Origin of the sequence: Rossellomorea aquimaris, assembly GCF_001877785.1 — a bacterium.
Lineage (GTDB): Bacteria > Bacillota > Bacilli > Bacillales > Bacillaceae_B > Rossellomorea > Rossellomorea aquimaris_A.
The window spans coordinates 363259-385543 of record NZ_MINN01000085.1 but is presented as its reverse complement, the minus strand read 5'-3'; the positions used below and the strand labels follow the sequence as shown (position 1 = coordinate 385543).

Annotated in this window: 20 protein-coding genes and 2 other annotated features; of the genes, 3 read left to right on the top strand and 17 right to left on the bottom strand. The window is 44.9% G+C overall.

The features are described from left to right. Position 1: 1 nt before the first annotated feature. The 9 genes from BHE18_RS11910 to BHE18_RS11865 all read right to left on the bottom strand — a co-directional run bounded on the left by BHE18_RS11910 (position 2) and on the right by BHE18_RS11865 (position 9311). Complete coding sequence (locus tag BHE18_RS11910) at positions 2-631, bottom strand: phosphoribosylanthranilate isomerase (RefSeq protein ID WP_071618773.1); 630 nt, start codon at positions 629-631, stop codon at positions 2-4. Next, positions 628-1419, bottom strand: coding sequence for an indole-3-glycerol phosphate synthase TrpC (gene trpC / locus BHE18_RS11905; RefSeq protein ID WP_071618772.1), 792 nt, complete (start codon positions 1417-1419; stop codon positions 628-630). Before trpC ends, BHE18_RS11910 begins: the two co-directional genes overlap by 4 nt. Then, positions 1420-2445 carry an anthranilate phosphoribosyltransferase gene (gene trpD, locus BHE18_RS11900; protein ID WP_071618771.1) on the bottom strand — a complete coding sequence of 342 codons (1026 nt, stop codon included), beginning with the start codon at positions 2443-2445 and terminating at the stop codon, positions 1420-1422. Then, complete coding sequence (locus BHE18_RS11895; RefSeq protein WP_071618770.1) at positions 2417-3028, bottom strand: anthranilate synthase component II; 612 nt, start codon at positions 3026-3028, stop codon at positions 2417-2419. Before BHE18_RS11895 ends, trpD begins: the two co-directional genes overlap by 29 nt. Continuing rightward, positions 3025-4425: an anthranilate synthase component I gene (gene trpE, locus BHE18_RS11890; RefSeq protein WP_071618769.1), complete on the bottom strand. Its 1401-nt coding sequence runs from the start codon at positions 4423-4425 to the stop codon at positions 3025-3027. Before trpE ends, BHE18_RS11895 begins: the two co-directional genes overlap by 4 nt. A 164-nt stretch (positions 4426-4589) precedes the next feature. Next, positions 4590-4842 (bottom strand) — a binding site (T-box leader). A gap of 43 nt (positions 4843-4885) precedes the next feature. Next, positions 4886-5135 (bottom strand) — a binding site (T-box leader). Between the two features lie 487 nt (positions 5136-5622). Then, positions 5623-6477, bottom strand: a complete 855-nt coding sequence (locus tag BHE18_RS11880; protein WP_071618767.1) for a GNAT family N-acetyltransferase — start codon at positions 6475-6477, stop codon at positions 5623-5625. Between the two features lie 132 nt (positions 6478-6609). After that, entirely contained in the window at positions 6610-8037 is a 1428-nt protein-coding gene (gene panF / locus BHE18_RS11875; RefSeq protein ID WP_071618766.1) for a sodium/pantothenate symporter, read from the bottom strand. Beyond that, entirely contained in the window at positions 8030-8308 is a 279-nt protein-coding gene (locus BHE18_RS11870) for a YhdT family protein (RefSeq protein WP_071618765.1), read from the bottom strand. Before BHE18_RS11870 ends, panF begins: the two co-directional genes overlap by 8 nt. Before the next feature lie 256 nt (positions 8309-8564). Continuing rightward, positions 8565-9311 (bottom strand): YwaF family protein, encoded by a 747-nt coding sequence (locus BHE18_RS11865; RefSeq protein WP_071618764.1) that lies wholly within the window; start codon positions 9309-9311, stop codon positions 8565-8567. A 170-nt stretch (positions 9312-9481) separates the two neighbouring features. Here BHE18_RS11865 and BHE18_RS11860 point away from each other — a divergent pair, with 170 nt between their 5' ends. Next, complete coding sequence (locus BHE18_RS11860; protein WP_071618763.1) at positions 9482-11032, top strand: hypothetical protein; 1551 nt, start codon at positions 9482-9484, stop codon at positions 11030-11032. A 453-nt stretch (positions 11033-11485) separates the two neighbouring features. Here BHE18_RS11860 and BHE18_RS11855 read toward each other — a convergent pair whose 3' ends face one another. Together BHE18_RS11855 and ku are read right to left on the bottom strand one after the other, a co-directional pair. Beyond that, a complete protein-coding gene (locus BHE18_RS11855; protein WP_071618762.1) occupies positions 11486-12154 on the bottom strand; it encodes a phosphatase PAP2 family protein in 669 nt (222 codons plus the stop codon). A 28-nt stretch (positions 12155-12182) separates the two neighbouring features. Continuing rightward, positions 12183-13046: a non-homologous end joining protein Ku gene (gene ku / locus BHE18_RS11850; RefSeq protein ID WP_071618761.1), complete on the bottom strand. Its 864-nt coding sequence runs from the start codon at positions 13044-13046 to the stop codon at positions 12183-12185. A 140-nt stretch (positions 13047-13186) separates the two neighbouring features. Here ku and BHE18_RS11845 point away from each other — a divergent pair, with 140 nt between their 5' ends. Then, entirely contained in the window at positions 13187-15025 is a 1839-nt protein-coding gene (locus BHE18_RS11845) for a DNA ligase D (RefSeq protein ID WP_071618760.1), read from the top strand. A 30-nt stretch (positions 15026-15055) separates the two neighbouring features. Here the strand turns inward: BHE18_RS11845 and dapF are convergent, their stop codons facing one another. Beyond that, positions 15056-16051 (bottom strand): diaminopimelate epimerase, encoded by a 996-nt coding sequence (gene dapF, locus BHE18_RS11840; protein ID WP_071618759.1) that lies wholly within the window; start codon positions 16049-16051, stop codon positions 15056-15058. Between the two features lie 233 nt (positions 16052-16284). Between dapF and BHE18_RS11835 the strand changes: the two genes are divergently transcribed. Next, positions 16285-16578, top strand: coding sequence for a hypothetical protein (locus BHE18_RS11835; protein ID WP_071618758.1), 294 nt, complete (start codon positions 16285-16287; stop codon positions 16576-16578). Between the two features lie 4 nt (positions 16579-16582). On the opposite strand, the gene BHE18_RS11830 is transcribed toward BHE18_RS11835, so the two are convergent. The 5 genes from BHE18_RS11830 to ribE form a co-directional block, all read right to left on the bottom strand. Then, on the bottom strand, positions 16583-17824 hold the full coding sequence (locus BHE18_RS11830; RefSeq protein ID WP_071618757.1) for an EAL and HDOD domain-containing protein: 1242 nt from the start codon (positions 17822-17824) through the stop codon (positions 16583-16585). Positions 17825-18045: 221 nt separating this feature from the next. Next, positions 18046-19335 carry an NCS2 family permease gene (locus tag BHE18_RS11825; RefSeq protein ID WP_071618756.1) on the bottom strand — a complete coding sequence of 430 codons (1290 nt, stop codon included), beginning with the start codon at positions 19333-19335 and terminating at the stop codon, positions 18046-18048. Positions 19336-19922: 587 nt separating this feature from the next. Beyond that, the gene (ribH, locus tag BHE18_RS11820; protein WP_032088047.1) at positions 19923-20393 is read right to left on the bottom strand and encodes a 6,7-dimethyl-8-ribityllumazine synthase; all 471 of its coding nucleotides are present in this window, start codon (positions 20391-20393) and stop codon (positions 19923-19925) included. Positions 20394-20419: 26 nt separating this feature from the next. Further along, positions 20420-21613 carry a bifunctional 3,4-dihydroxy-2-butanone-4-phosphate synthase/GTP cyclohydrolase II gene (locus BHE18_RS11815; protein WP_071618755.1) on the bottom strand — a complete coding sequence of 398 codons (1194 nt, stop codon included), beginning with the start codon at positions 21611-21613 and terminating at the stop codon, positions 20420-20422. A 17-nt stretch (positions 21614-21630) separates the two neighbouring features. Continuing rightward, positions 21631-22281 carry a riboflavin synthase gene (gene ribE / locus BHE18_RS11810; protein WP_071618754.1) on the bottom strand — a complete coding sequence of 217 codons (651 nt, stop codon included), beginning with the start codon at positions 22279-22281 and terminating at the stop codon, positions 21631-21633. Positions 22282-22285: the final 4 nt, after the last annotated feature.

The window sequence follows — 22285 nt, the reverse complement described above, 5'->3', positions numbered from 1 at the left end:
ATTATTCCCCGCTTTCTTCTTTTTGGATTAATTTTATTTCTTGGATGAAGGCTTTGATCATTTTGCGATCTTTTCTGCCGTCCCGTTCAACACCGCTCGAAACATCCACCATAAAAGGTTTAGTCTTCTTGATTGCTTCCTTGACATTTTCTTTCCTTAAACCTCCGGCAAGGATTAGACGATCTTTATGAGATTCATAGTCCGATAGATATTCCCAGTCGAAAGTGGTGCCGTTGCCTCCCCTGAATGGTCCCTTTCCGCTGTCCACTAAAAGGAGTCCGCTGCCGTATCTCTCCAGGGATTTGAGATCCCTTTTTTCCCTGATAGAGATTGCTTTTATAAATGGAATATGAAGCCCGCTGCAAAATTCCGGTGTTTCATCCCCGTGCAGCTGGACATAGTCAAGCTTCACCACATCCATCGCATGTTGAAGTTCGCTGGTCGATGCATTGACGAACACCCCTATCTTCAAAATATCTTTCGGGAGTGAATCTGCTATGGCAGCAGCCTTCTCGAGCGTGACCCTTCGTTTACTTTCGGCAAATACAAATCCGACGGCATCGGCGCCTGCGTCTGCAGCCCATTTTGCTTCCTCCTGTTCCCGGATCCCGCAAACTTTGACTTTTGTCATCTTCCATCCCCCTTTTTTATCTGCAGGGAAGACAGCACTCTGCCCGTATCATCACTTCTCATTAACGTTTCTCCTACCAGTACGCCATGTGCGCCGGCTTTTGCAGCCCGGATGCAATCCTCCACATGCCGGATCCCGCTTTCGCTGATCAGCACAACCTCCTCATTGTGAATCATTCCAGCCAGCCTTTCCGTCACATCAAGGCTGACTTCGAATGTCTTAAGGTTGCGGTTATTGATTCCTATGATTTTTGCACCGAGATCGAGTGCAGTCTTCATTTCTTCCTCATCATGAACTTCCACGAGAACTTCGAGCCCCTTATTTTCGGCGTAGTGGAAAAGCGACCGAAGAAGAGGGCGTTCAAGGGCTGCCACTATCAGCAGGATGATATTTGCCCCCGCATCCCTTGCGCGGTCAATCTGAATGGGATCAAGAATGAAATCTTTGCAGAGGATCGGAATCGATACTTCCTCCCTTACCCTTGCCAGGTCTTCCATCTTTCCTTTAAAGAAATGAGTATCGGTCAATACCGAAATGGCAGCCGCTCCGGCCCTTTCATATTCTTTTGCCTGTACAGGAGGATCCACCTCTGTCCTGATGTCCCCCTTCGAAGGCGAAGCCCTCTTAATTTCTGCAATCACCCCAAGCTTTTCAGCCCCCAGCAATGAATCATATAACTTGTTAACACCCCGGATATTCGCGTTTTCGTAGCGTTTATATCCTGATTTTTCAAGGCATTTGATTTCTTCCGCTTTCTTTTCTATTATTCTCTGAAGAATGTCAGCCACCTAAATCACCTGCTTCCTTTTCGATTGGCTGTACTCGACGAGTGTCTGAAGGGCGTTTTTCGCTTTACCTGAGGTAATGCTGTCCCGTGCCGCTTTGACGCCTTCGGCAACACTTGACACACTGCCGTGGGCATAAAGCGCAATCCCTGCATTGAATAACACTGTATCCAGATGGGCCCCTTCCTTACCTTCCAGTACATCGCGAAGGATGGCGGCATTCTCGGAAGATCCCCCTCCCTTGATCAAGCTGTTCGGATAATGTGGAAGACCAACCTCTCCGGCTGTCAGTGTAAAAGGCGTGATCCCTCCATCTTCAAGGAGGACGAGATGGTTCTCACCTGCAAGGGAAGCTTCATCCATGTAGTCCGCTCCGTTTAATACGATTGCCCTCTTTCTGCCAAGTTCATTGAGCACCCGTGCCATCGTCTCCAATCGATCTCTCCTGTACACTCCGATTAATTGAGTCTCCAGCTCCACAGGGTTCGTCAGCGGGCCGATCAAATTGAAGATGGTCGGTATTTTCAGTTCTTTTCTGACCTTCATGATCTTCTTAAGCCCGGAATGAATATGCGGGGCGTAAAGAAACGCAATATTGCACTGAGATAGCAGATCATTGATCTCATCTGCCCGAAAATCGAGGGATATTCCTAAATGCTCAAGCACATCGGCACTTCCGGTTCTGCTTGAAATGCTCCTGTTTCCATGCTTGGCAACCTTAATCCCTGCACCGGCCAGCACAAACGCACTAGTCGTGCTGATATTGAAGCTGTGGGAACCGTCCCCTCCCGTCCCGCAATTATCAAGGACGCCTCCCATGCTGCTTCTGACCGGCAGGGCTTTTTCCCTCAGCACTTCGACAAGCCCGGTGATTTCTTCAACCGATTCACCTTTCATTTTCAGCAGTGTCAGGAAACAAGCGATCTGACTTTCAGTCGTTTCCTCATTGAATAGCTGGTGTGCTGCTCTTCTCATCTCGTCTTTTTCTAAAGAATGTCCGTTAGATAGCTTTTGCAGAAACTCTTTCACGGTTATTCCCCTTTCTCATCTCATCTAAAAAGTTACTCAGTATTTTTTTTCCTGTATCGGTTCCGATTGATTCCGGATGGAATTGAACACCGAAAAGCGGATATCGTCTATGCTTGATCGCCATGATCTGGTTGTCATCCATCGAAGTGGCGGTGACCTCGAACTGCTGGGGGAGGGATTCCTTTTCCACAACCAGCGAGTGGTACCTCATCACGGTGAGCGGCTGGGACAGATATTGGAACACCCCATCACCGTCATGCCTGATCAGTGATGTCTTTCCATGCATGATCCTGTCTGCGATCACCACTTTCGCACCGAAGGCAGCGGCAATCGCCTGATGACCGAGGCAGACTCCGAGAATCGGCGCACTAGCGTGAAGATTCCGGATAATTTCGATGCAGATCCCCGCATCTTCAGGTGTTCCGGGTCCGGGGGATAAAATGATTCCCTCCGGCTTTAACTCCTGTATTCCCTCTAAGGTGATTTCATCGTTTCTTTTTATCAGGACATCCTCACCCAGCTCCAGTAAATACTGATACAAGTTGTATGTGAAGGAATCGTAATTGTCGATGAGCAGTATCATTTTCCCACCTCCAATAAAGATTTTGCTTTATTCATCGTTTCCTCATATTCACTTTTGGGGTCTGAGTCATAAACAATGCCTGCCCCTGCCTGGACGTAAGCCGTGCTATCCTTCAAAACGAGCGTCCTGATGGCCAGTGCGAAGTCCAGGTTTCCGTTGATCCCGAGATAGCCGATCGCCCCGGAGTAAACCCCTCTTTTCCTGCCTTCAAGCTCATTGATGATCTGCATAGCCCTTATTTTAGGTGCTCCGCTAACCGTCCCCGCGGGCAGGCAGCTTACCAATGCTTCCAGCGGTGTGATGCCATCCTTCAAGTTTCCTTTCACTTCAGATACAAGGTGCATCACGTATTTGTAACGCTCGACCAGCATATACTTCGTGAGCATGATGGATCCCGCCTCGCACACTTTCCCCAGGTCATTCCTCCCAAGGTCGACCAGCATTCTGTGCTCCGCTATCTCTTTTTCATCCGCAGACAATTCATGCTCCAATCGCAGGTCTTCATCTTCGTTCTTCCCCCGCCTCCTTGTTCCAGCAATCGGATTCGTCGTAATCTTCCTGCCCTGCACCTTGACCAGGCTTTCAGGTGAAGCCCCAAGAACGACATAATCCCCGAAATCTATATAAAACATATAGGGAGATGGATTGGACTGACGAAGCCGCCGGTAAAAAGTGAAGGAATCCCCCTTAAATGCGGCACGCATCCTTTGGGACAGGACAACCTGGAAGATGTCTCCCTTCCTGATATGTTCCTTCGCTGCTTTCACTTGCTGGATATAATCCTCTTCTGAAATCTGGGATTCAAATGTCACCCCGTTTAGCTCGACACCGTGGACATCAAGATGAACATTCGTTATTTCCTTCTCCACTTGAGCAAGCTTATTTTCAAGTTTCTCTTCATCCTCATCCTGTACCACCACAACCATTTTCTGCTCTGCATGATCAAACACGATGACCTTTTCATAAAACATCAGGTGGATATCCGGCATATCCAGTTCATCCTGCGGAACGGGACCGATGTTTTCGTATTGGCGGATCACATCATATCCGAGATATCCGACCGCTCCCCCGGTGAAAGGGAGGTCAAGGTCCATTTGCTCAACATGCGGAATCAAATCCTGGATGATTTTAATGGGATCGCCTTCCCTCTCTTCCCTTTCTCCTGTTTGGTGTTTCAAGATCTCCACCCGGCTTCCGGCCGCTTTACATTCAAGATAGGGATCACAGCCGACGAAGGAATATCTGCCTGACTGTTCATGCTTCAGTGAGCTCTCAAGAAGAAACTTCTTTGAACCCTTCAATGATTGAAAAAGCGATATCGGCGTATATAGGTCACCATTCAATTCCCTCACTGCATAATTGATTTCTCTTTGCTGATTCACTTGCCATTCCTCCATTCGAATTAGAAAAGTTTAAGCACCTCGTTCAGCTCCGGCGAACGCTTCTGAGCTGACCGGTGAAGTCGGTCTTTGACTTCAGAGGGCAGGGAACGTCTCGAGGGGCTTGGCGCTGAAGCTGGACAAATAAAAAAGTCCCCTATAAGCACAATATTATTGTGCTTATAGAGGACGATGCTGACCGCGGTGCCACCTCAGGTTGGAGTAAGAAACTTACTCCCTCTTCTTTTCGAATACGGGGTCATGAAAACCCGATATTCTATCCTTATAACGGAGGAAACCCGTATGACCCTACTGCATTGTTCAAGTCATCTCTCATAAGTCCATTCAACTTAAGCTATCCTGCCAGGGTCTCACCTTTCCCGGGCTCTCTGTAAAGCATCACTTAAGCTTACTACTCTTATTCTGCGATTTACACGATTAAGTTTTTGAAAATAAAAAAGGGCATCCCTATCCTTATAAAAAGGACGGAATACCCGTGGTGCCACCTTTGTTGACTGCTTCCCGCAGTCCACTCTTCCGCATCGAAGCCGGCCGGCTTGAATGCGTGTCTTTTGTAACGATAAGACATTCGCCAAAGCCTACTCTCCCGCAGGATTTCGGTTTGGAGGCTCGGAAGTCCATTCCCTGACGCATCCACACTGGTTCACACCACCCACCAGCTCTCTTTAGTGTCTGCAAAAGGTACTCCTCTTCGTCGAAGCCGTTCGCTCATTGAATTATTGTTTATTATACTAATTTGTTTCTTTGAAAATGTCAACATAAAATAAGAATTCTTTTTGTATTCTTATTTCCGCTTTTTGATTTCCGTGCAAGACTTCGCTTTCCGCGGGCGGTTAGTGAGCCTCCTCAAGCCGGGGGTCTCTCTTGTCCAGCTGCAGTGGTCTGCTCCCGTTTGAAAATTAACCTTAGGCTTTTGAGGCAAAAAGCGCCTCTAAAGCCTAAGAACATTTTTCAAAGGAGCAAAACGCCCACTTCCGCTTTTCTAATTGTCCAGCTGCAGGGCTTAGAGGCACATGTCATAAGCCAAACCGACCAAGAAGGCAAAGAACGCCTTCGTGGCCGATTCGTCTTATGCCACACGCCTCTCTTCAAAGCCCTTCCGCTTTTCTGATAGGAGTCTGCGTCTTGCACTCCAATCAACCGCTGGATATTTCCAGAATTAATTATAAAAACAAGACAAATAGAGTGCAAAGTTTATTTAATATTCACCATTAATGAATCACAGACTGGAACGTATCCGATATCCATGTAAATTTTGTTGGAAGTTGGATTCTCCAGGTCTGTGTAGAGAGTACAGAATTTATAGTCCTCCAGCAGTTTGCTGCTTAAGCCTGCTACGACTGCGGAAGCATATCCTTTTTTCCTGTATGGCTTTGGTGTGTAGACAAAGTTTACGGTGATCCCGTTGTCCGTCCATCTTCCGCCCCTTGCCATGGAAACAGGTTTTCCCTCAGCTTCCCAAAAGTATAGATAATTTTCATTTACGATCATATCTTCAGCACGTTCGAGTGCCTCACTTTCGGTGAGGGGGCGGACTCCGGTTTCTACAGTGAAACGCTGGATCCAATCAGAAAGGAGTGTGAGATGCCCCTCTTCCGGCTGTATTAATCTGCCTTCAGGGAGTTCGATTTCATTGACATGATCCATTTTATAAATGCGCTGATCCATGCCGATTTCGTGCTCGCATCCTTTTAAATTGCACCAGGCCTGCGTAAGTTTTTCTGCAGAAACTTTTTCAGAAACAAACCCGGGTACCTCGATCCCTTCTTCATTGAGCAGTGTATTCAGCTTTTCTGCAAGGGTGCTGTATTCCTCGTCATTTATTTTAAGTACAGACACCATATGATGCGGCGGTGTCATAATGAAAGCTCCTTTTATGCGGCCATCTTCATCCTCTGCGCTGACGAGAAGCGGGTCTTTGTATCTGCTTCCTGATTTTATACTGTTCAACAGTCCAAGCGGCAAATTATTTTCAGCTTCATTTTTCATTAGAAACGGATAGACCGTTTTGTAATACTCATTGATATTCTTGTATTTTGTCAGTTTCATTTCCTCACCCCTCCCTTAAAATTCTCCTTTTCTATCTGGAATTCCTTTTATTCTCAGGAACACCGCTTTTTTCACTTCCCTTCAAGTCCAAAAAAATGGACAGCCTTTTGAAAGACTGTCCAGAAATACACATTAAATAAGTTTTTGTTTCGTCAACAGTGATACTGTAACGTAGACGATAAACGATATCAGGATCGGGATGACGACTGTGTTCATGTCCAGGTAGTCGGGCAGGAAACTGTGGAACAGGATATAGGAGATCATCCCGGACAGCATGGAAGCAAGTGCTCCATAGGCATTTCCTGTCTTCCAGTACAGTCCGAGGACGATCGGCCAGATGAATACGGCTTCCAGACCGCCGAATGAGAATAAATTCAGCCAGATGATCAATTCGGGCGGGCTCAATGCCATAAGGAATACGGCAATCCCGATTAACGAAGTAACCGTCAAACTCATCCTTTTTACCTTTTTTTCATCGGCATTCTTATTGATATAATTCATGTACACATCTTTTACGATGGCTGAAGAAACAATCAAGAGCAGCGAGTCCACGGTGGACATGATCGCAGCCATCGGAGCAGCTAGGACTATGCCTGCAAGCCACGGCGGAAGGACTTCCAGCGCAAGCAGCGGCATGACCTTATCTGCCACTTCCACCCCGGGCATCACCGCCCGTGCCAGCACCCCGATCAGGTGCATCCCGAGCATGATGGTACCGACTACAATTGTCCCGATTACGAGGGCACGATGCATGGAGCGGGAATTTTTATAGCTCATCGCCCTGACAGCCACTTGCGGCAGACCGACAACCCCGACTCCGACCAGGATCCAAAATGACGATATATATCTTGCACTCAGCTCGCCATTCGCTCCATTTGGAGTCAGCAGGTTAGGGTTTTCCGCCTTCAGATCAATCATGATGTTTTCCATTCCCCCGCCTGCAATGATCGTCGCAATCAACAGGATGATCGTTCCTGCTAGCATGACGATCCCTTGTATTGCATCTGTTACAGCCACAGCCCTGAAACCTCCGACGATGACATAAATCAATACGGAAACGGCAAAGAGGAACAAGGCACTTTTATAAGACAGGCCTGTCAACGATTCAATCAATCTTGCTCCCCCTACCCATTGGGCAATCATCGCAGAGAATAGGAAAATGATGATGGCGAGAGCGGAAAGAATGGTTATGTAATGACTTTGATAACGTCCTTGCAAATAATCCACCAGGGTCACGGCGTTATATTTGCGTGACATGATGGCAAACTTTTTACCCAGGACGAGCAGGACGAAATATCCGGTGACCACTTGAGACATCGCAAGAAGGACCCAGGATAAGCCGTATGAGTAAGCTGCCCCGGGGCCTCCTATGAAACTGCTTGCGCTTCCATACGTTGCAATCATGGTCATGGCGAGGATGAAACCGCCAAGCTGTCTGCTCCCGAGGAAATAATCCTGAACGAAGGAATCTGCCTTTCCTATGTTTCTTGAAGAATAAACTCCAACAATAAAAATAATGACTAAAAATAAGATCATTGGCAATAAAGCCATACTATTCATGATATTCCTCCTCTTCATCATCAAAAGGAATATCTGTGAGCATATACCTGACAACGAAAATCACCAAGACCACCATAAGCAGAAAACCTGCTATACAGCTGTAAAAAAACCATGCGGGCATCCCGAAAATCCAATCATATTCTGAAACGGGACCGCCCCCGAGTCCAAACGCAAAGCCGTACCACCATAGAAAATTTATCACTGCCAGGACAATACCGATTATTGCTTCACGATGAGCGATATGAAATCTTTTGTCTTCTTTTTCATTCACTCTTTTTTCACTCCTTTATGATTCCGGCATACGCATCCTTTTACAATTTACGACAGGGGGCAGTGAATTGCAATAAAAAAAGACAATCCCGGATTCGCACTCCGGGATTGTCTTTTTGCAATTTATTAAAGGGGGGTAATCATGAACCATTCTCCAATATAAAAGAAAGAGGGGGAAACTCTTGTTTTTTCATTGAGAATGATTTTCAATATCATTGTAATTCTTATCAACTGCTTTGTCAACACAAAATATTAAATTATTTTTCTTGATTTCGTTCCCTGACCATAAGAGATGAATCTCTTTCATTCCCTCGTCTCCCTCCCAGTCTCCTGAATAATAGATAATTGATCGTAAACACGATCACGGCGGCGATTTCCAGATTGATAATATATACGACGCCATCCCCGAACCATAACAGCGGGGTTGTTCCTTCAGGAGGGCCTGCCAGGAAGAAATAGTTGGATCCGCTGAACTTGTTAAGGATGAAAATGGGGACGGCCAGACAGTTCAGAAGCCCCAGTCCATAAAAGATTGATGATTTCCTTACCTGATAACGATCGTGATAAAACAAAAACAGAACCATTAGAGGAATGGCCATATGATGAAGGAAATATTTGATATATCGATAGTGCGGGAATGAATATGGATTGTCGGGTGTGAGGAGTGCAAGAATGGGAGGGATAAAACCAATATAAAGAAAGAGATAGAAGAATTTGCTGTCACGTTTGAAGTAAAGATAGATGCCGATAAACGTGCTGATACTGCATAGATGAAGAGGCAGTGTTGACTGAATTGTCCAGCTTTCATTGACGAGCGACCATATCTGATAACTGATTTCTGAAGCACATAATATACAAACCAAGACTATACCGATCCATTTACTATTCCTGCTCTTTCCGTACCATTTTATCAAGACCGCGGCTGACAGGAAAAACAGCAGCAGCGTCACTACGTGTGTGAGTGAAAACAGTTGAAAGTCCATCATCTTATCCGGTGAAAACATAAGAACCACTCCCTGCTTTCATAAAGTCATGAACCTTTTTCAAATACGTCGAATCATAGAGCTTAAATCAACCTTCTGGAAGGAAATATTTGGTGTCAACAAAAAGGAATTGTGGTAAAATTCTTAATTGAAATACAAATATAGATAGAGAAAGATTGAGGGGGATTTTGGTGAAAGAAAAACTAAAGTCATTCGGTGTACCTTTATTGATCATGCTTCTGCTGATTGGTGCATTATTTATCCACCAATTACTGGAGGTAAAGAAACAGCCTCAGCCTGATTGGAGCCGTTCGGTACCGCTTGGCTTCACTTCTGAAGAACGCCCGCAGGCATTCTTCAACAAAGATACCCTTTTCCTGACTGACAACGGAAATGTGCATGGGCTGAAATTCGATGAACAACTGAATCTCTTGGAAGATTCTGCAGTGAATACAAAAATCACAAGGGGAAATCCTTTCTGGACTGACGGATCCCTCTTCATCCAGAAGAAATCAGACCGTCTGGTTGCAACTGAAAACAACAAAGATACCGTCATCACGGAAGAAGTGGACGGCATCAGCACTGGAAAGGAACGAGTATATTATTGGAGTAAGAATGAGCTTTTTTCACTGAATCCGGCTGATTTATCCTTCAATAAGGTACACACTTTCCCAAAAGATATAATGGAAGTTTATCAAGGGGATAATGGCAGCGCAATTGTACAGGTCCATCAAAATGATGCAACAGCTGTTCTACAGTATATGGATGAAAAGGATCGAATAGTAGGAAATCCTTTTGCATCGGTCAAAATCTCGACAAATCACCACATCGACGGCCTTACCTATGGGGTGCAGGGTGACGAATTGAAAATACTTTATAATGAAGAATTAAGGGCACAGGGTGTCTTAAGCTATAAGATCGTGAAACTTCAAGGATCATTGGATAAAATCGGAACAGAAACACTCAAACCACAAGGCCTCACTTTCTTAAACGCAGATTCCGGCGAGAAGCTTCAAGGACCCCGCTCTGCTAAATTGGTTACCATTGAAGGCAAGCCTGTTGTGTTATTCACTTCTGAAGGTCATAAAGCCAGTGATCAAAACTCTGTACGCGTGTACCTGGCTCCCTTCGAAGATAAATCACAACTTAATGCAAAAACAATCGGTACCACCAAACATTATTCATACCTGCCTTTCCAGTTAAATTCGAACAGCATTGCCTGGCTGGAATACGGCGGGGATACGTATGAATTATTCGGTGCTTCCAAAGACCCGAAAATGATTTCGGCCAGCGTCGAATTGAATAAAAGAAGTGTGAAGGAAGCTGTGAATAACACTGTAATGATGATCTTCAGCAGTGTCATCACGATTCTGATCTCCTTCTATTGGGTGCTGCCATCTTTGTTCCTGTTGATCCTTTTATATATGTTCAAGCCCAACATCTTTGAAAAAGACGGCATAAACTGGGTCGAATACGCTTCTATCCTGATCTTTTTGATCATGCCCCTTACATTCATGGGCAAGGCATTGAACGGATACTTTTATTTTGCAGCCCCGGAATACCTGACCTTTACCGGGAGCGGATATGTAGGTGTCACGGTCATCAGTCTGTTGACCGCTCTTATTTGGAAGTTTGGACGAAATCCTGACTGGGGGACGTTCGGGGGAGTCTTTTATTTCATGGGGGTATATATCCTTCTTTACGTCTCTTCGTTCGGTCCTTATGTCTTCAATTTATTTTGATTAATCGCTGCAATGAAACTGAAAGAGGTTGGGACAAAACTTTCAAGGCAAGGTCTAGAAGCGAACATTTCAGAGTGGACACTAAACAACGCTAATGATTTCCGTGCAAGACTACGCTTTCCGCGGGTAGCCCGTGAGCCTCCTCGGCAAGCCTGCGGGAAGAAAAGCGGAAGGGCTTTGCTCAGAGGCGTGTGGCATAAGACGAATCGACCAAGAAGGCGTTCTTTGCCTTCTTGGTCGGTTTGACTTATGACATGTGCCTCTAAGCCCTGCAGCTGGACAGGTCTCACATAAGCTACTCTTCCCGCAGGAGTCTTCGCCTTGCACTCCAATCAACCGCTGGGAATAGCTAAACTCCTAAATGCACTAAAAAAACCCGAACTGATTCGCCTTATCCCAGGCAAATTAGTTCGGGTTTCACTTAGATTGAATGACTTTTGTTACAGCCTCTTTTCATTCGTCTATATACTTCCAATCACTGCGTTTATAGAAATAGATATAAACGGACATACAAAGTGTCAGCCAGGCCCCCCCTGCTGTAAATCCCGCGATGATATCACTGGGATAATGCACGCCGAGATAAACCCTGCTCAATCCGATTGATAAAATCAATAGTGATAGGAAAAATACACTGAGCCATTTGTAGATCCGCTCATCCAACGCACGGAAGAGCATAAATGCAGCGGCACCGTAAAAAATGAATGATCCCATTGAATGTCCGCTCGGAAAGCTGTACCCTCCCTGCTCAATCAGCGCTTCTATATCAGGCCGGTCCCGTTTGAATATCCACTTTAGCAGCCAATTGAAAGCAGCTCCAAGGCCGACAGTCAAGGCAACAAATAAAGCCAGTGGATATTTTTTCATGAATAATAAGACAATGACAATCCCGATTGTACAAATGCTCAGCCATTTCACCCCGCCTAAAAACGTGATGGATGTCATCAATGTCGTCAGCTTTGGTGAAATGAAAGAATGGACGATATCGAAGACACCGTTGTCGAAACCGGCAATTTCGTTCTCCTTCCACTCTTCCAGGATCGAAACGAATCCCCAGGTAAATATACTTAAACAAACCAACGAGATGATAAAAAATACTGCCTTTTTCTTCTGCCGTTCCTCCACCTTATATCTCCTGCCCTCTTACAAATATTTATTGTGCTTTTTTCTTTTTGGTTGTTGCTTTCTTTTTTGCGGGTTTCTTTTTTTCTGTTTTCTTCTTTTCCTGTTTTTCCTTTTTATCCGGCTTCGTTGAATCGATTGATGCCTGCAGTGCTGCCATCAAATCCGTCACATTTTCTCTTGGAGCCTTCTCTTTGGCCGTTACAACCTTTTCCCCCGTCTGCTTCGATTCAATCAGCTGACTAAGCCTCTCACGGTATTCATCGTGATAGTTTTCAGGCTGAAACTCGGCAGTCAATTGTTCGATCAGCATGGTTGCAGTCTCCAGTTCCTTTTCTGAAATGTCATCGTTCTCAGGTACATTCGGTACGTCTTTCGACGGTCTCACTTCATCAGGATAATGAATCGTTTCCATCACAAGCGTATTATTATAGACCCTGACTACGGACAGCTGTTCTTTCGATCTCATCGTAATTTTGGCGATCCCGACTTTCCCTGAAGTCACCAATGCTTTCCTGAGAAGTGAATAAGCCTTCTTCCCGCCGTCATTAGGGGAAACAAAGTAACTTCTGTCATAGAAGATCGGATCGATTTCGTCAATTTTAATAAAATCCAATATCTCAACTGCTTTTTCGTCATTTGCTTCTTTTATTGCATTCAGCTCGTCCTCTTCCAATACTACAAATTTCCCTTTTGTCACCTCATATCCTTTTACAATGTCTTTATTATCGATTTCTTTATCACAGACCGGGCAGACTTTTTCATATTTGATGGGTGTGTGGCATTCTTTATGAAGAGATCGAAGCTTAATATCCCGGTCCTCGGTTGCGGAATGCAATTTGATCGGGATGTTTACCAACCCGAAACTGATGGAACCTTTCCAAACTGTATGCATTACAATACCCTCCTTTATTAATAGTAAATCCTGTTAGCTTTATCTTTTAATTACTTCCAGTGCTTCATTCACAAAAACATCTGGAAATAATCAGCGGGTTTCCCGGCAACACTATACAAAAACAGTCAAGGAGATGCCCAATGAGACCGATGCTGCCGACTCTCACAACTGAAGCTCCGCATAAAGGAAAATGGAGCTATGAGGTAAAATATGATGGCTTCAGGGGTATTTTAAAAATTGATGCATCAGGCGTCATTTCACTCACAAGCCGAAACAACAAAAATTTACTGCCTCATTTCCCCGAAATCAAAGCATACATAGCGGATTTGCTTCAAACCGCTTCCCTTCCCCTCCCCCTTGTGCTTGATGGTGAGATAGTCATGCTGCGTTCGGCATTCTGCAGTGAATTCTTTGAATTGCAAATCAGGGGAAGGATGAAAAGCAAACAAAAAATCAAGGATGCAGCAGAAGCGAGACCCGTCAAGTTTCTAGCGTTTGATCTATTACAAAGCGGGGAGAAACGATGGGAGGATTCCCCTTATAAGGAACGGAAACAGGCCCTAAAAAAGCTTTTTTCCGATGAAGGCATCCCGACTGCTCCAGATCCTGCAAACCCGGCTTCCATCCAGATGATTCCCTCCAATAAAGAATGGAGTGAAGTGTGGGGGAATGTCGTAAAAGAAGAAGGTGAAGGGGTAGTAGCAAAGCTACTCAACAGCAATTGGGAAGAGGGAAAACGGAGTCAGGCATGGCTGAAAATAAAAAACTGGAAAAAATGCTTATGTTTTATCACTTCCGTGGATGTGTCAAATGATTATTTTCACATAGGCGTATTTGAAGGAGAAGAAATTAAGAAAATCGGATTGTTTCATTTTGGTATTTCACCCGATGAGAAAAGGACGCTGAAAGAAATCATCAAAGCCAATCATTCCCGTAAAGAAGGCAGTCATTATTATATCGAACCGTCTATATGCGTGGAGGTTCTATATCTGAATTGGCACGAAGATCAATTAAGGGAGCCGCATTTCAACCAATTCATGTTCTCGACCCGGCCTGAAGAGTGTACGATGGAAAGGTTCTTACTGAATGAAGCAAGCCTTCCGTATAACGTAGTCATCACGCATCCGGACAAGCCTCTATGGGAAGAACCGCCTGTTGCTAAACTGGATGTCATCCGGTACCTCCGCCGGGTATCAGCTGTCATGCTTCCTTTTCTGGGCAACCGTCCATTGACTTGTATCCGCTACCCCCATGGGATGTACGGAGACTCTTTTTATCAAAAGAATGTCCCTGATTATGCGCCTGAATTTGTGGAGACATATAGACAGGACGGGATTGAATATATCATCTGCAATGGTTTGGAGACACTCATTTGGCTAGGGAACCAGCTGGCACTGGAGTTTCACATCCCTTTTCAGAAAACGGGGCAAGGGGATGTCAATGAAATTGTATTTGATTTAGATCCGCCAAGCAGGGAGGAGTTTTCCCTTGCAGTGAAGGCAGCCCTTGTCATGAAAGACTTATTTGAGGGCTTGAACTTAAGGAGCTTTGTTAAAACTTCAGGGAACAAAGGCCTTCAGATCTATATTCCGCTGCCGCCGGGTTATTCATGGAAAGACACCGGGGTTTTCACGGAATTCATTGCTCATTACCTTGTATCCAATTATCCCGATGACTTCACAATCGAGAGGTTGAAAAAGAACAGGAAAGGCCGGCTGTACGTGGATTACATTCAGCATGCTGAAGGAAAAACGATCATCGCCCCTTATTCATTGCGGGGGAATGACAAAGCCCTGGTGGCTGCGCCGCTGTGGTGGCATGAAGTGAACGAAGAGTTGACTCCCGAGAAGTTTACGATGAAAGAAGTGTTAAGGCGGTTAACAAAGCTCGGCTGCCCCTTCCGTGAGTTCGACCGTGTTAAGGAGCAGCAGCCCTTTAATGAAGTGATCTCATTCCTGCAAGGCAACTCTAAAAAATAAGCCTGGACGCATCTGTCCAGGCTCACTTCTTTATGCACTTGTGAATATCTTGCGATCGACGACTTTTTTGGCGTGATCTTGAAGAAGTCCATAGGCCGCTTCTTCGTTTAGGTCTGTTTGAGATAATATTTCGAAGTTTTCAGGCTGCGATAAGGTTAATTGGAGTTCAGCTTCGAACAGATAGGTGGCATTACCGATCAATTCCATGAAGTACTCACCGGTTTCTTTACGGTTCACCACCACCCGTACCTTTCCGCCGTTATTATAAACCTCGATTTCTTCGCCTGGTTCATTTCGGCCGAGAAGGCATGTGACAAGACTTGAGGCGGACATTGCTGTACCGCACGCATTCGTGAAACCTACTCCTCTTTCAAATGTACGGACATAGATGGACCCTCTTTCAATCTCGTGAACAAAACTGACATTCACCCCGTCCGGGAAAAGATTGTTTGGACCGTTGACCGTTTCTGAAATCTGTTTCTGTTCATTTGAAATGATGCTGGCTGCCTCCACCATACTGATCAGATGCGGGTTTGGTACGGCCAATACCGTGAATTGAAGACGATCGGATATTTCAGGGATCTTTTGATCGATCACTTGTGAATGCTCCATATTCATCGGTACTTTATCCAGTTCGAAATAAACCGGTGAAATTTCTACATTATAAGTAGGGATGTCGTCATAGATGCTGGGTGCTGATGCAACTTTCAAATCAGCCTTCATCGTTTCGATGACGATTGCATCCCTTCCTGTTAATTCACACACATATCTTCCCACGCACCTCAGCCCATTGCCGCACATGGAAGCTTCAGAACCGTCTGCATTAAAGACCCTCATGACAGCGTCGCACCGCTTGCTCTCAAGAACGAACAGGATTCCATCAGCACCGATCCCTTTTTGCCGGTCACATAACGACAAAGCCAGGTTCTGTCTTTCTTCTTCTGTAAAAGTGTAAGGATTGGACAGTTCATCAATCAGTAAAAAGTCATTCCCGGAACCATGGCATTTAAGTACATTTAGTTTCATCTCGAAGCCCCCCGTTACTTGCAATCTGCCAAACTATTCTTTATCATTTGGATAAGTCTAATGTCGGATTAGAAATCCTTTGTAATCAACAGCTGACAGTGATTTTAAAATAATTTATACTAAGCTTGCCATAAACGAATTCATTTGGCAATGTACTGTTCTATTCTCTATCAGTTTACTAAGTTGAATGCTCAATTGTGAAGCAGGAAGATCATGAGCGGGGTGGAAATGATATGGAGGAATTACAATTCAGATTTCAAGTGAAGCAGGTCAGTGATGCCGGGGATGAGTATGATTCCCTCGACGTTCTCACCTTTTGCAGGATCTTCAACGAAAAAAAAGACCTTCTTCACGAAGGCCTTTTCAGGGTCCGATTTAATTCAATGGGTATATACCCGTTTCCTGCTGACATCGCGAAGCAAGTCAGTTCAAGAAAAATCCAGCGTCTCCTGCTTATGGAGTTAAAGCGTTATATCAAACCGCAGAGGAAATTCCTGAAGCCTGGCGTTTATAAACCTGTCTGGTGAGCGATCAATGGGTAAGTTCATGTGTGAGCAGCTCTTCTGCCCAAAGGCATGCCTGCTGATAGCTTTCTGAAATTTCCTGCTGTGTCAGATTTAACACAGCCATTCTTTCATCAAGGTCCACCCATTCAGCCTTCTCGACAGAAATGACCAATTCAAGCATATCCTTCAACTCATTGGAGTTTCCAATCAATGCATCACATATTTCATCGTTCAATGGCAAATCCTCAAGGATCTTCATCATCGGAACAGATAGGATGGCATCCATCAGGGAGAACATCCCGGTCAGAAAATAGCTTGACGCATTGACCTTGCCCGTTAACTTCTTTGCAGTGAGCTCACACATCTTTGCCCTTATCAGGCATAAGGAAATTACTTCATTCTTCATCTTCTCCCTGCGCGTTGCCTGTTCCCTGACCGCCAGGACGTATATCCACCGTTTTATCTCCATCAAACCGAGCAAAACGATCGCCTGCCGTATAGAATGAATTTTATGCTTCGGTCTATACGCCGGTGAATTGATCAATTTCAACAGTTTATAAGAAAGCGAGAGATCCTGCTCGATCAGGCCGCTGATGACATCGATGCTTGGTTCTGCCATCTCAAGACTCTGAATGATGGAATAGTAGGAATGAAAATATACGGGAACATCATGGGATGCGATGATCTTCGGTTTGCTGAAGAAGTACCCTTGGAAGTAATGATATCCCCTCTCCCTTGCCTCCCGGTACTGCTGCTCGGTTTCCAACTTTTCCGCGATCATCTTATAACCGAGAAGCGGAGACAACACTTCAATCCTTCTTCTCATTTCCCCGGTTGTTGCAAGGAAATCGACCTTGATATAGTCGGCAGCCTTCATAAGCTCCTTGCAATAAGGATTCGATTCGTTGAAGATAAAATCATCCAATGCCACCTTGTATCCCAGTCTTTTAAGTTCCAGACAGATGTCCACTACATTCCTGCTCGGTTCTACCGATTCCAGAATCTCCACCACAATCTGACTTGGATTAAAATATGTAGGTACCTTTAAATTCAATAGATTTTCAGTAAAATTGATAAAACATGGTTTACCCGAAGACAGTGAATCTATTCCTATGTTCAGGAAACTGTTAATGATGACATCGGCTGTTGCTGTGTCCCCATCAATATCAGGAAACATATTCATTTGACTTTGTCTATATAGAAGCTCGTAGGCTGCCTTTTCCTCATTCACATCAAAAATCGGCTGCCTCGCCACAAACACTTCCATTCTTTCCACCCCTGCCTTTATTCACGCTTTGAACCAATATATGTGTTAAAAATGGTTATTTAGATACATTTTCCCTTCATAATATCAAGAAATTTGTGGAAAGTCTACATTATTTGTATATTCACGGGTGTATTACGTGTCCTTTGTCATATAGTGTTGCTTTCTTATTTTAGAAAAGAAGAAAGAGACGACAAGATGCCGTCTCTTTTTTTGGTAATCTATCAATGTATTGAATGAACAAAGAAGTTCATCAGGAATAATCCGGCAATGATGTAAAGCGGAATCGATACTTCCCGCGCTTTACCGGTAGCCATTTTTAAGATCGGATACATGATGAATCCAATGGCTATGCCGTCTGCAATGCTATAAGTGAAAGGAATCATCGCAATGATGAAGATAGCCGGAAATGCTTCCGTCAGATCCCTTAAATCCATATGACGGATATTCTGGATCATTAATCCGCCGATGATAATGAGGATCGGAGCGATCGCATGGTCCGGGATCCATTTCAAATAAGGAATGAACAAAACGGATCCAAGGAAAAAAACCCCTGTCGTCAGAGACGTTAATCCCGTCCTTCCCCCGGCTGTCATCGCTGCTGCACTTTCAACCGTTGCAACGGTCGGACTAGTTCCGAAGAATCCGGATGTAAATGCTGAAAATGCATTTGCCTGGAAGGCTTTCGGATACTTATGAGGCTGACCGATCATATCAACATGACCGTGGATCAGGCCAATATTCTCAAATACCAAAACCATTGTCACTGAGAACACTGCAATCCAAAACGGGATTCTCATGATCGAATCAAATGAAATCTGTCCAAACACCTGCCCGTATTCACTCCAGTGAAATGTGCTGCCGGATATGGACGGCTCGATTCCAAATAGGAAACCAAGCAATGTACCAAAAGCGATACTCCATAAAAACTGTCCTTTTACGTTGCGGATAAAAAGGAAAATCGTAACCAAAAAGGTGAGCACGGTAGCGAGCACCTTAAGTTCACCAAAGTCACCGATCGTGATGAGGGCTGAGTCCCCTCTTTGAATCAGACCGCCTTTTTCAAGGCCGATGAACATTAAAAACATTCCGAGACCGACCGTGATAGCCTCTTTTAATGTTTTTGGGATGGCTTCCGATAATACTTTTGAAAGCTTCGTAAACGCAATGATCATGAAGAGTATCCCGGAAACAACGACGACAGCTAAAGCTTCCTCCCACGTCAAACCTGAAGATTTCACCAGCGTAAATGTAAACATCGCATTGATGCCCATTCCCGGAACCAGAAGAATTGGCGCATTCGCCCAGAAGGCCATCACCAAACACCCAACAAAGGAAGCCAGTATGGTTGCCATAACTGCCCCTTCGAATGGAATTCCAGCTTCAGAAAGAATGAGTGCATTTACTGCGATAATGTACACAATCGTAAAATATCCGATTGCACCGGCCATTATCTCCTGCTTGAACGAGGTACCATGATCCTTTAACTGAAAAATACCTTTACGTTCCTTCATATAATCTTCCTATAAAACTGCCCTCTCCCTACCCGCTCAATCCCCAAAAGGGTGAGCCACAAGATATTATTGTAGCAAAAACGAGGGGGTTTGCCAATAAGAATAATTTGAGGCCGTACTATTATTGCGTATGGAATAATGATATCTTAGTATGCTGTCACACGCCCGTTCCATGGTTTCAATTAGCTGTCCGTCTATGCGGGGCTTGAAGATGTTCAGAATGAATGAAGTTGAATATGATTGTAGGAGACCGCCACCGCTTAGTCCTGACTTGATGACGATAACGTAAAGATTTTTCAATAAGTTGGTAGAAAAATGAGGAAAGTGGAACACATTTTACAAATGTTGCACGTAAATCTGGAAAGTGGATCGTATTTTTCAAAAATGGCACGCAAATGTTGAAAGTGGTATGTATTTTTGAATTTGGAAATATCCAGGTAACACCAGAGGGGTGTTTTCGAGGTGAATCCATCCGTATAGGGAAGATATAGTTCCGTGAACCCGTTTTTTGCTACCGGACAACACCCTACTCACTTCACAAAAAGAAAGCCGGTTCCCAAATGGCACCGGCTTTTTATCAATATTAATTATTTATCTATTTCACGAACCAGATTCGCCATTTCAATCGCCGAAACGGCTGCTTCCCATCCTTTGTTTCCTGCTTTTGTACCTGCACGCTCGATTGCCTGTTCGATCGTGTCAGTGGTCAGTACTCCGAAGATGACCGGGATATCTTCTTGCAGCGCAAGGCCGGCCACTCCTTTGGCTACTTCCCCGCTTACATATTCAAAGTGGGCAGTTGCTCCGCGGATGACCGTTCCAAGTGTGATGACGGCATCATATTTACCGGAACGCGCAAGTTTCTTGGCGATCATCGGGATTTCGAATGCACCCGGAACCCATGTGACAGAGATATCATTTTCTTCGATACCATGGCGCTTCAGTGCATCTTCAGCCCCGCCCAGCAGCTTGGATGTGATGAATTCATTGAACCTTGATACCACGATTGCTACTTTCAGACCTGTACCGACTAAATTACCTTCGTAAATTGTTTTCATTTTTCATTCCTCCATAAATTTTAGAATTAGAATTTTAATAAATGACCCAGTTTTATATGTTTTGTTTTCAGATACCTTTCATTTTCCAGTTTGGCCGGGATCTGTATCGGCACACGATCGACGATATCCAATCCGTACCCTTTTATGCCTGCGATTTTCCTTGGATTATTCGTTAACAGCTTGATGCGCTTTATGTTCAAATCCCTTAGTATCTGAGCACCGATGCCATATTCCCTCAGGTCTGCGCCGAAGCCGAGTTTATGGTTGGCTTCAACCGTGTCAAACCCTTCTTCCTGCAGCTTGTACGCTTTTAATTTGTTGATCAGGCCGATGCCCCGTCCTTCCTGCCTCATATACAGCAGGACCCCCTGCCCTGCTTCTTCGATCTGGGCAAGCGCCGTGGCGAGCTGCGGACCGCAGTCGCATCGGTTCGAACCGAAGACATCACCTGTAAGGCACTCTGAGTGCACCCTTACCAGCACGTCTTCATCTTCTTTCCATTCACCTTTGACGAGTGCGATATGCTCTTTTCCAGTCAGGTTCTCCGTATAGGCAACCGCTTTGAATTGTCCGAACTCAGTCGGCAGTTCGATTTCGACCTCGCGTGTGACAAGTTTTTCTTTGCTGCGCCGGTAGCGGATCAATTCTTCGATTGTAATGATTTTGAGATCCCATTTTTCAGCAATCTTCATTAATTCAGGGACTCTTGCCATTGTGCCGTCTTCATTCATGATTTCACAAATGACACCGGCCGGCTTGGATCCGGCAATCGATGCGAGATCAATGGCTGCTTCAGTATGACCTGCCCGTTTCAACACGCCGCCTTTTTTTGCAACCAGCGGGAATACATGTCCAGGCCGCTTGAAATCATCCGGCTGTGACAAAGGGTTCAGAAGCTGCTGTATGGTTTCCGACCTTTCGAAAGCACTGATCCCTGTCGTCGAAGAGCGGTGATCAATACTGATTGTAAACGCAGTTCCATGTGGATCAGTATTCTCATCCGTCATCGGAGAAAGTTTCAGACGGGTTGAGAGTTCTTCTGAAATGGGAGCGCAGATAAGGCCCCTCCCTTCCTTCGCCATGAAATTTATGACTTCAGGCGTCGCTTTTTCAGCAAGGGCAATGAAGTCTCCTTCATTTTCACGATTTTCATCGTCAACTACGATGACGACTTTCCCGTTTCTCAGATCTTCTACTGCTTCTTCGATTGTATGAAACATCTGAAATTCCTCCTCTGTTAATCAGCAAATCCGTGATTACTCAAGAATTCATAACTGATTTTACTACTTTCTTTTCGCTGTGCCTGTTCATAAAATCGTTGAAAATATTTGGCCATGACATCGCATTCCACGTTGACCTTATCGCCTGTCTTTTTTTGACCCAGGATCGTATCTCCCCGCGTTTGAGGGATGAGTGATACTGTGATGGAATCATCGCTCAGTCCAAATACAGTCAGGGATGTGCCGTCGATCGCAACGGACCCCTTCATAATGAAATAAGGTGAAAGTTCTTTCGGTACAGATATTTCAACATAGACGGCATTTTCAACTTGTTCGAGTCTTTTGATTGTTCCTATACCGTCAACATGCCCATTGACAAAGTGGCCGCCGAAACGTCCGCCTGCTGCCATTGCTCTCTCGAGATTCACACGAGACCCGGCCGTCAAATCCCTGAGTGTCGTCGCCTCGAATGTTTCCGGCATCACGTCGACTTGAAATCTGCTGTCAGTAAAAGACGTTACCGTCAAACATACTCCATTTATGCTTATGCTGTCCCCGATATGGACATCTTTCAAAATTTTGCGGGCAGATATGGAAAGCACCATCGACGCCGCAGCTTTTTTAATTTGATCGATTTTCCCGATTTCCTCTATGATTCCGGTAAACACTTCA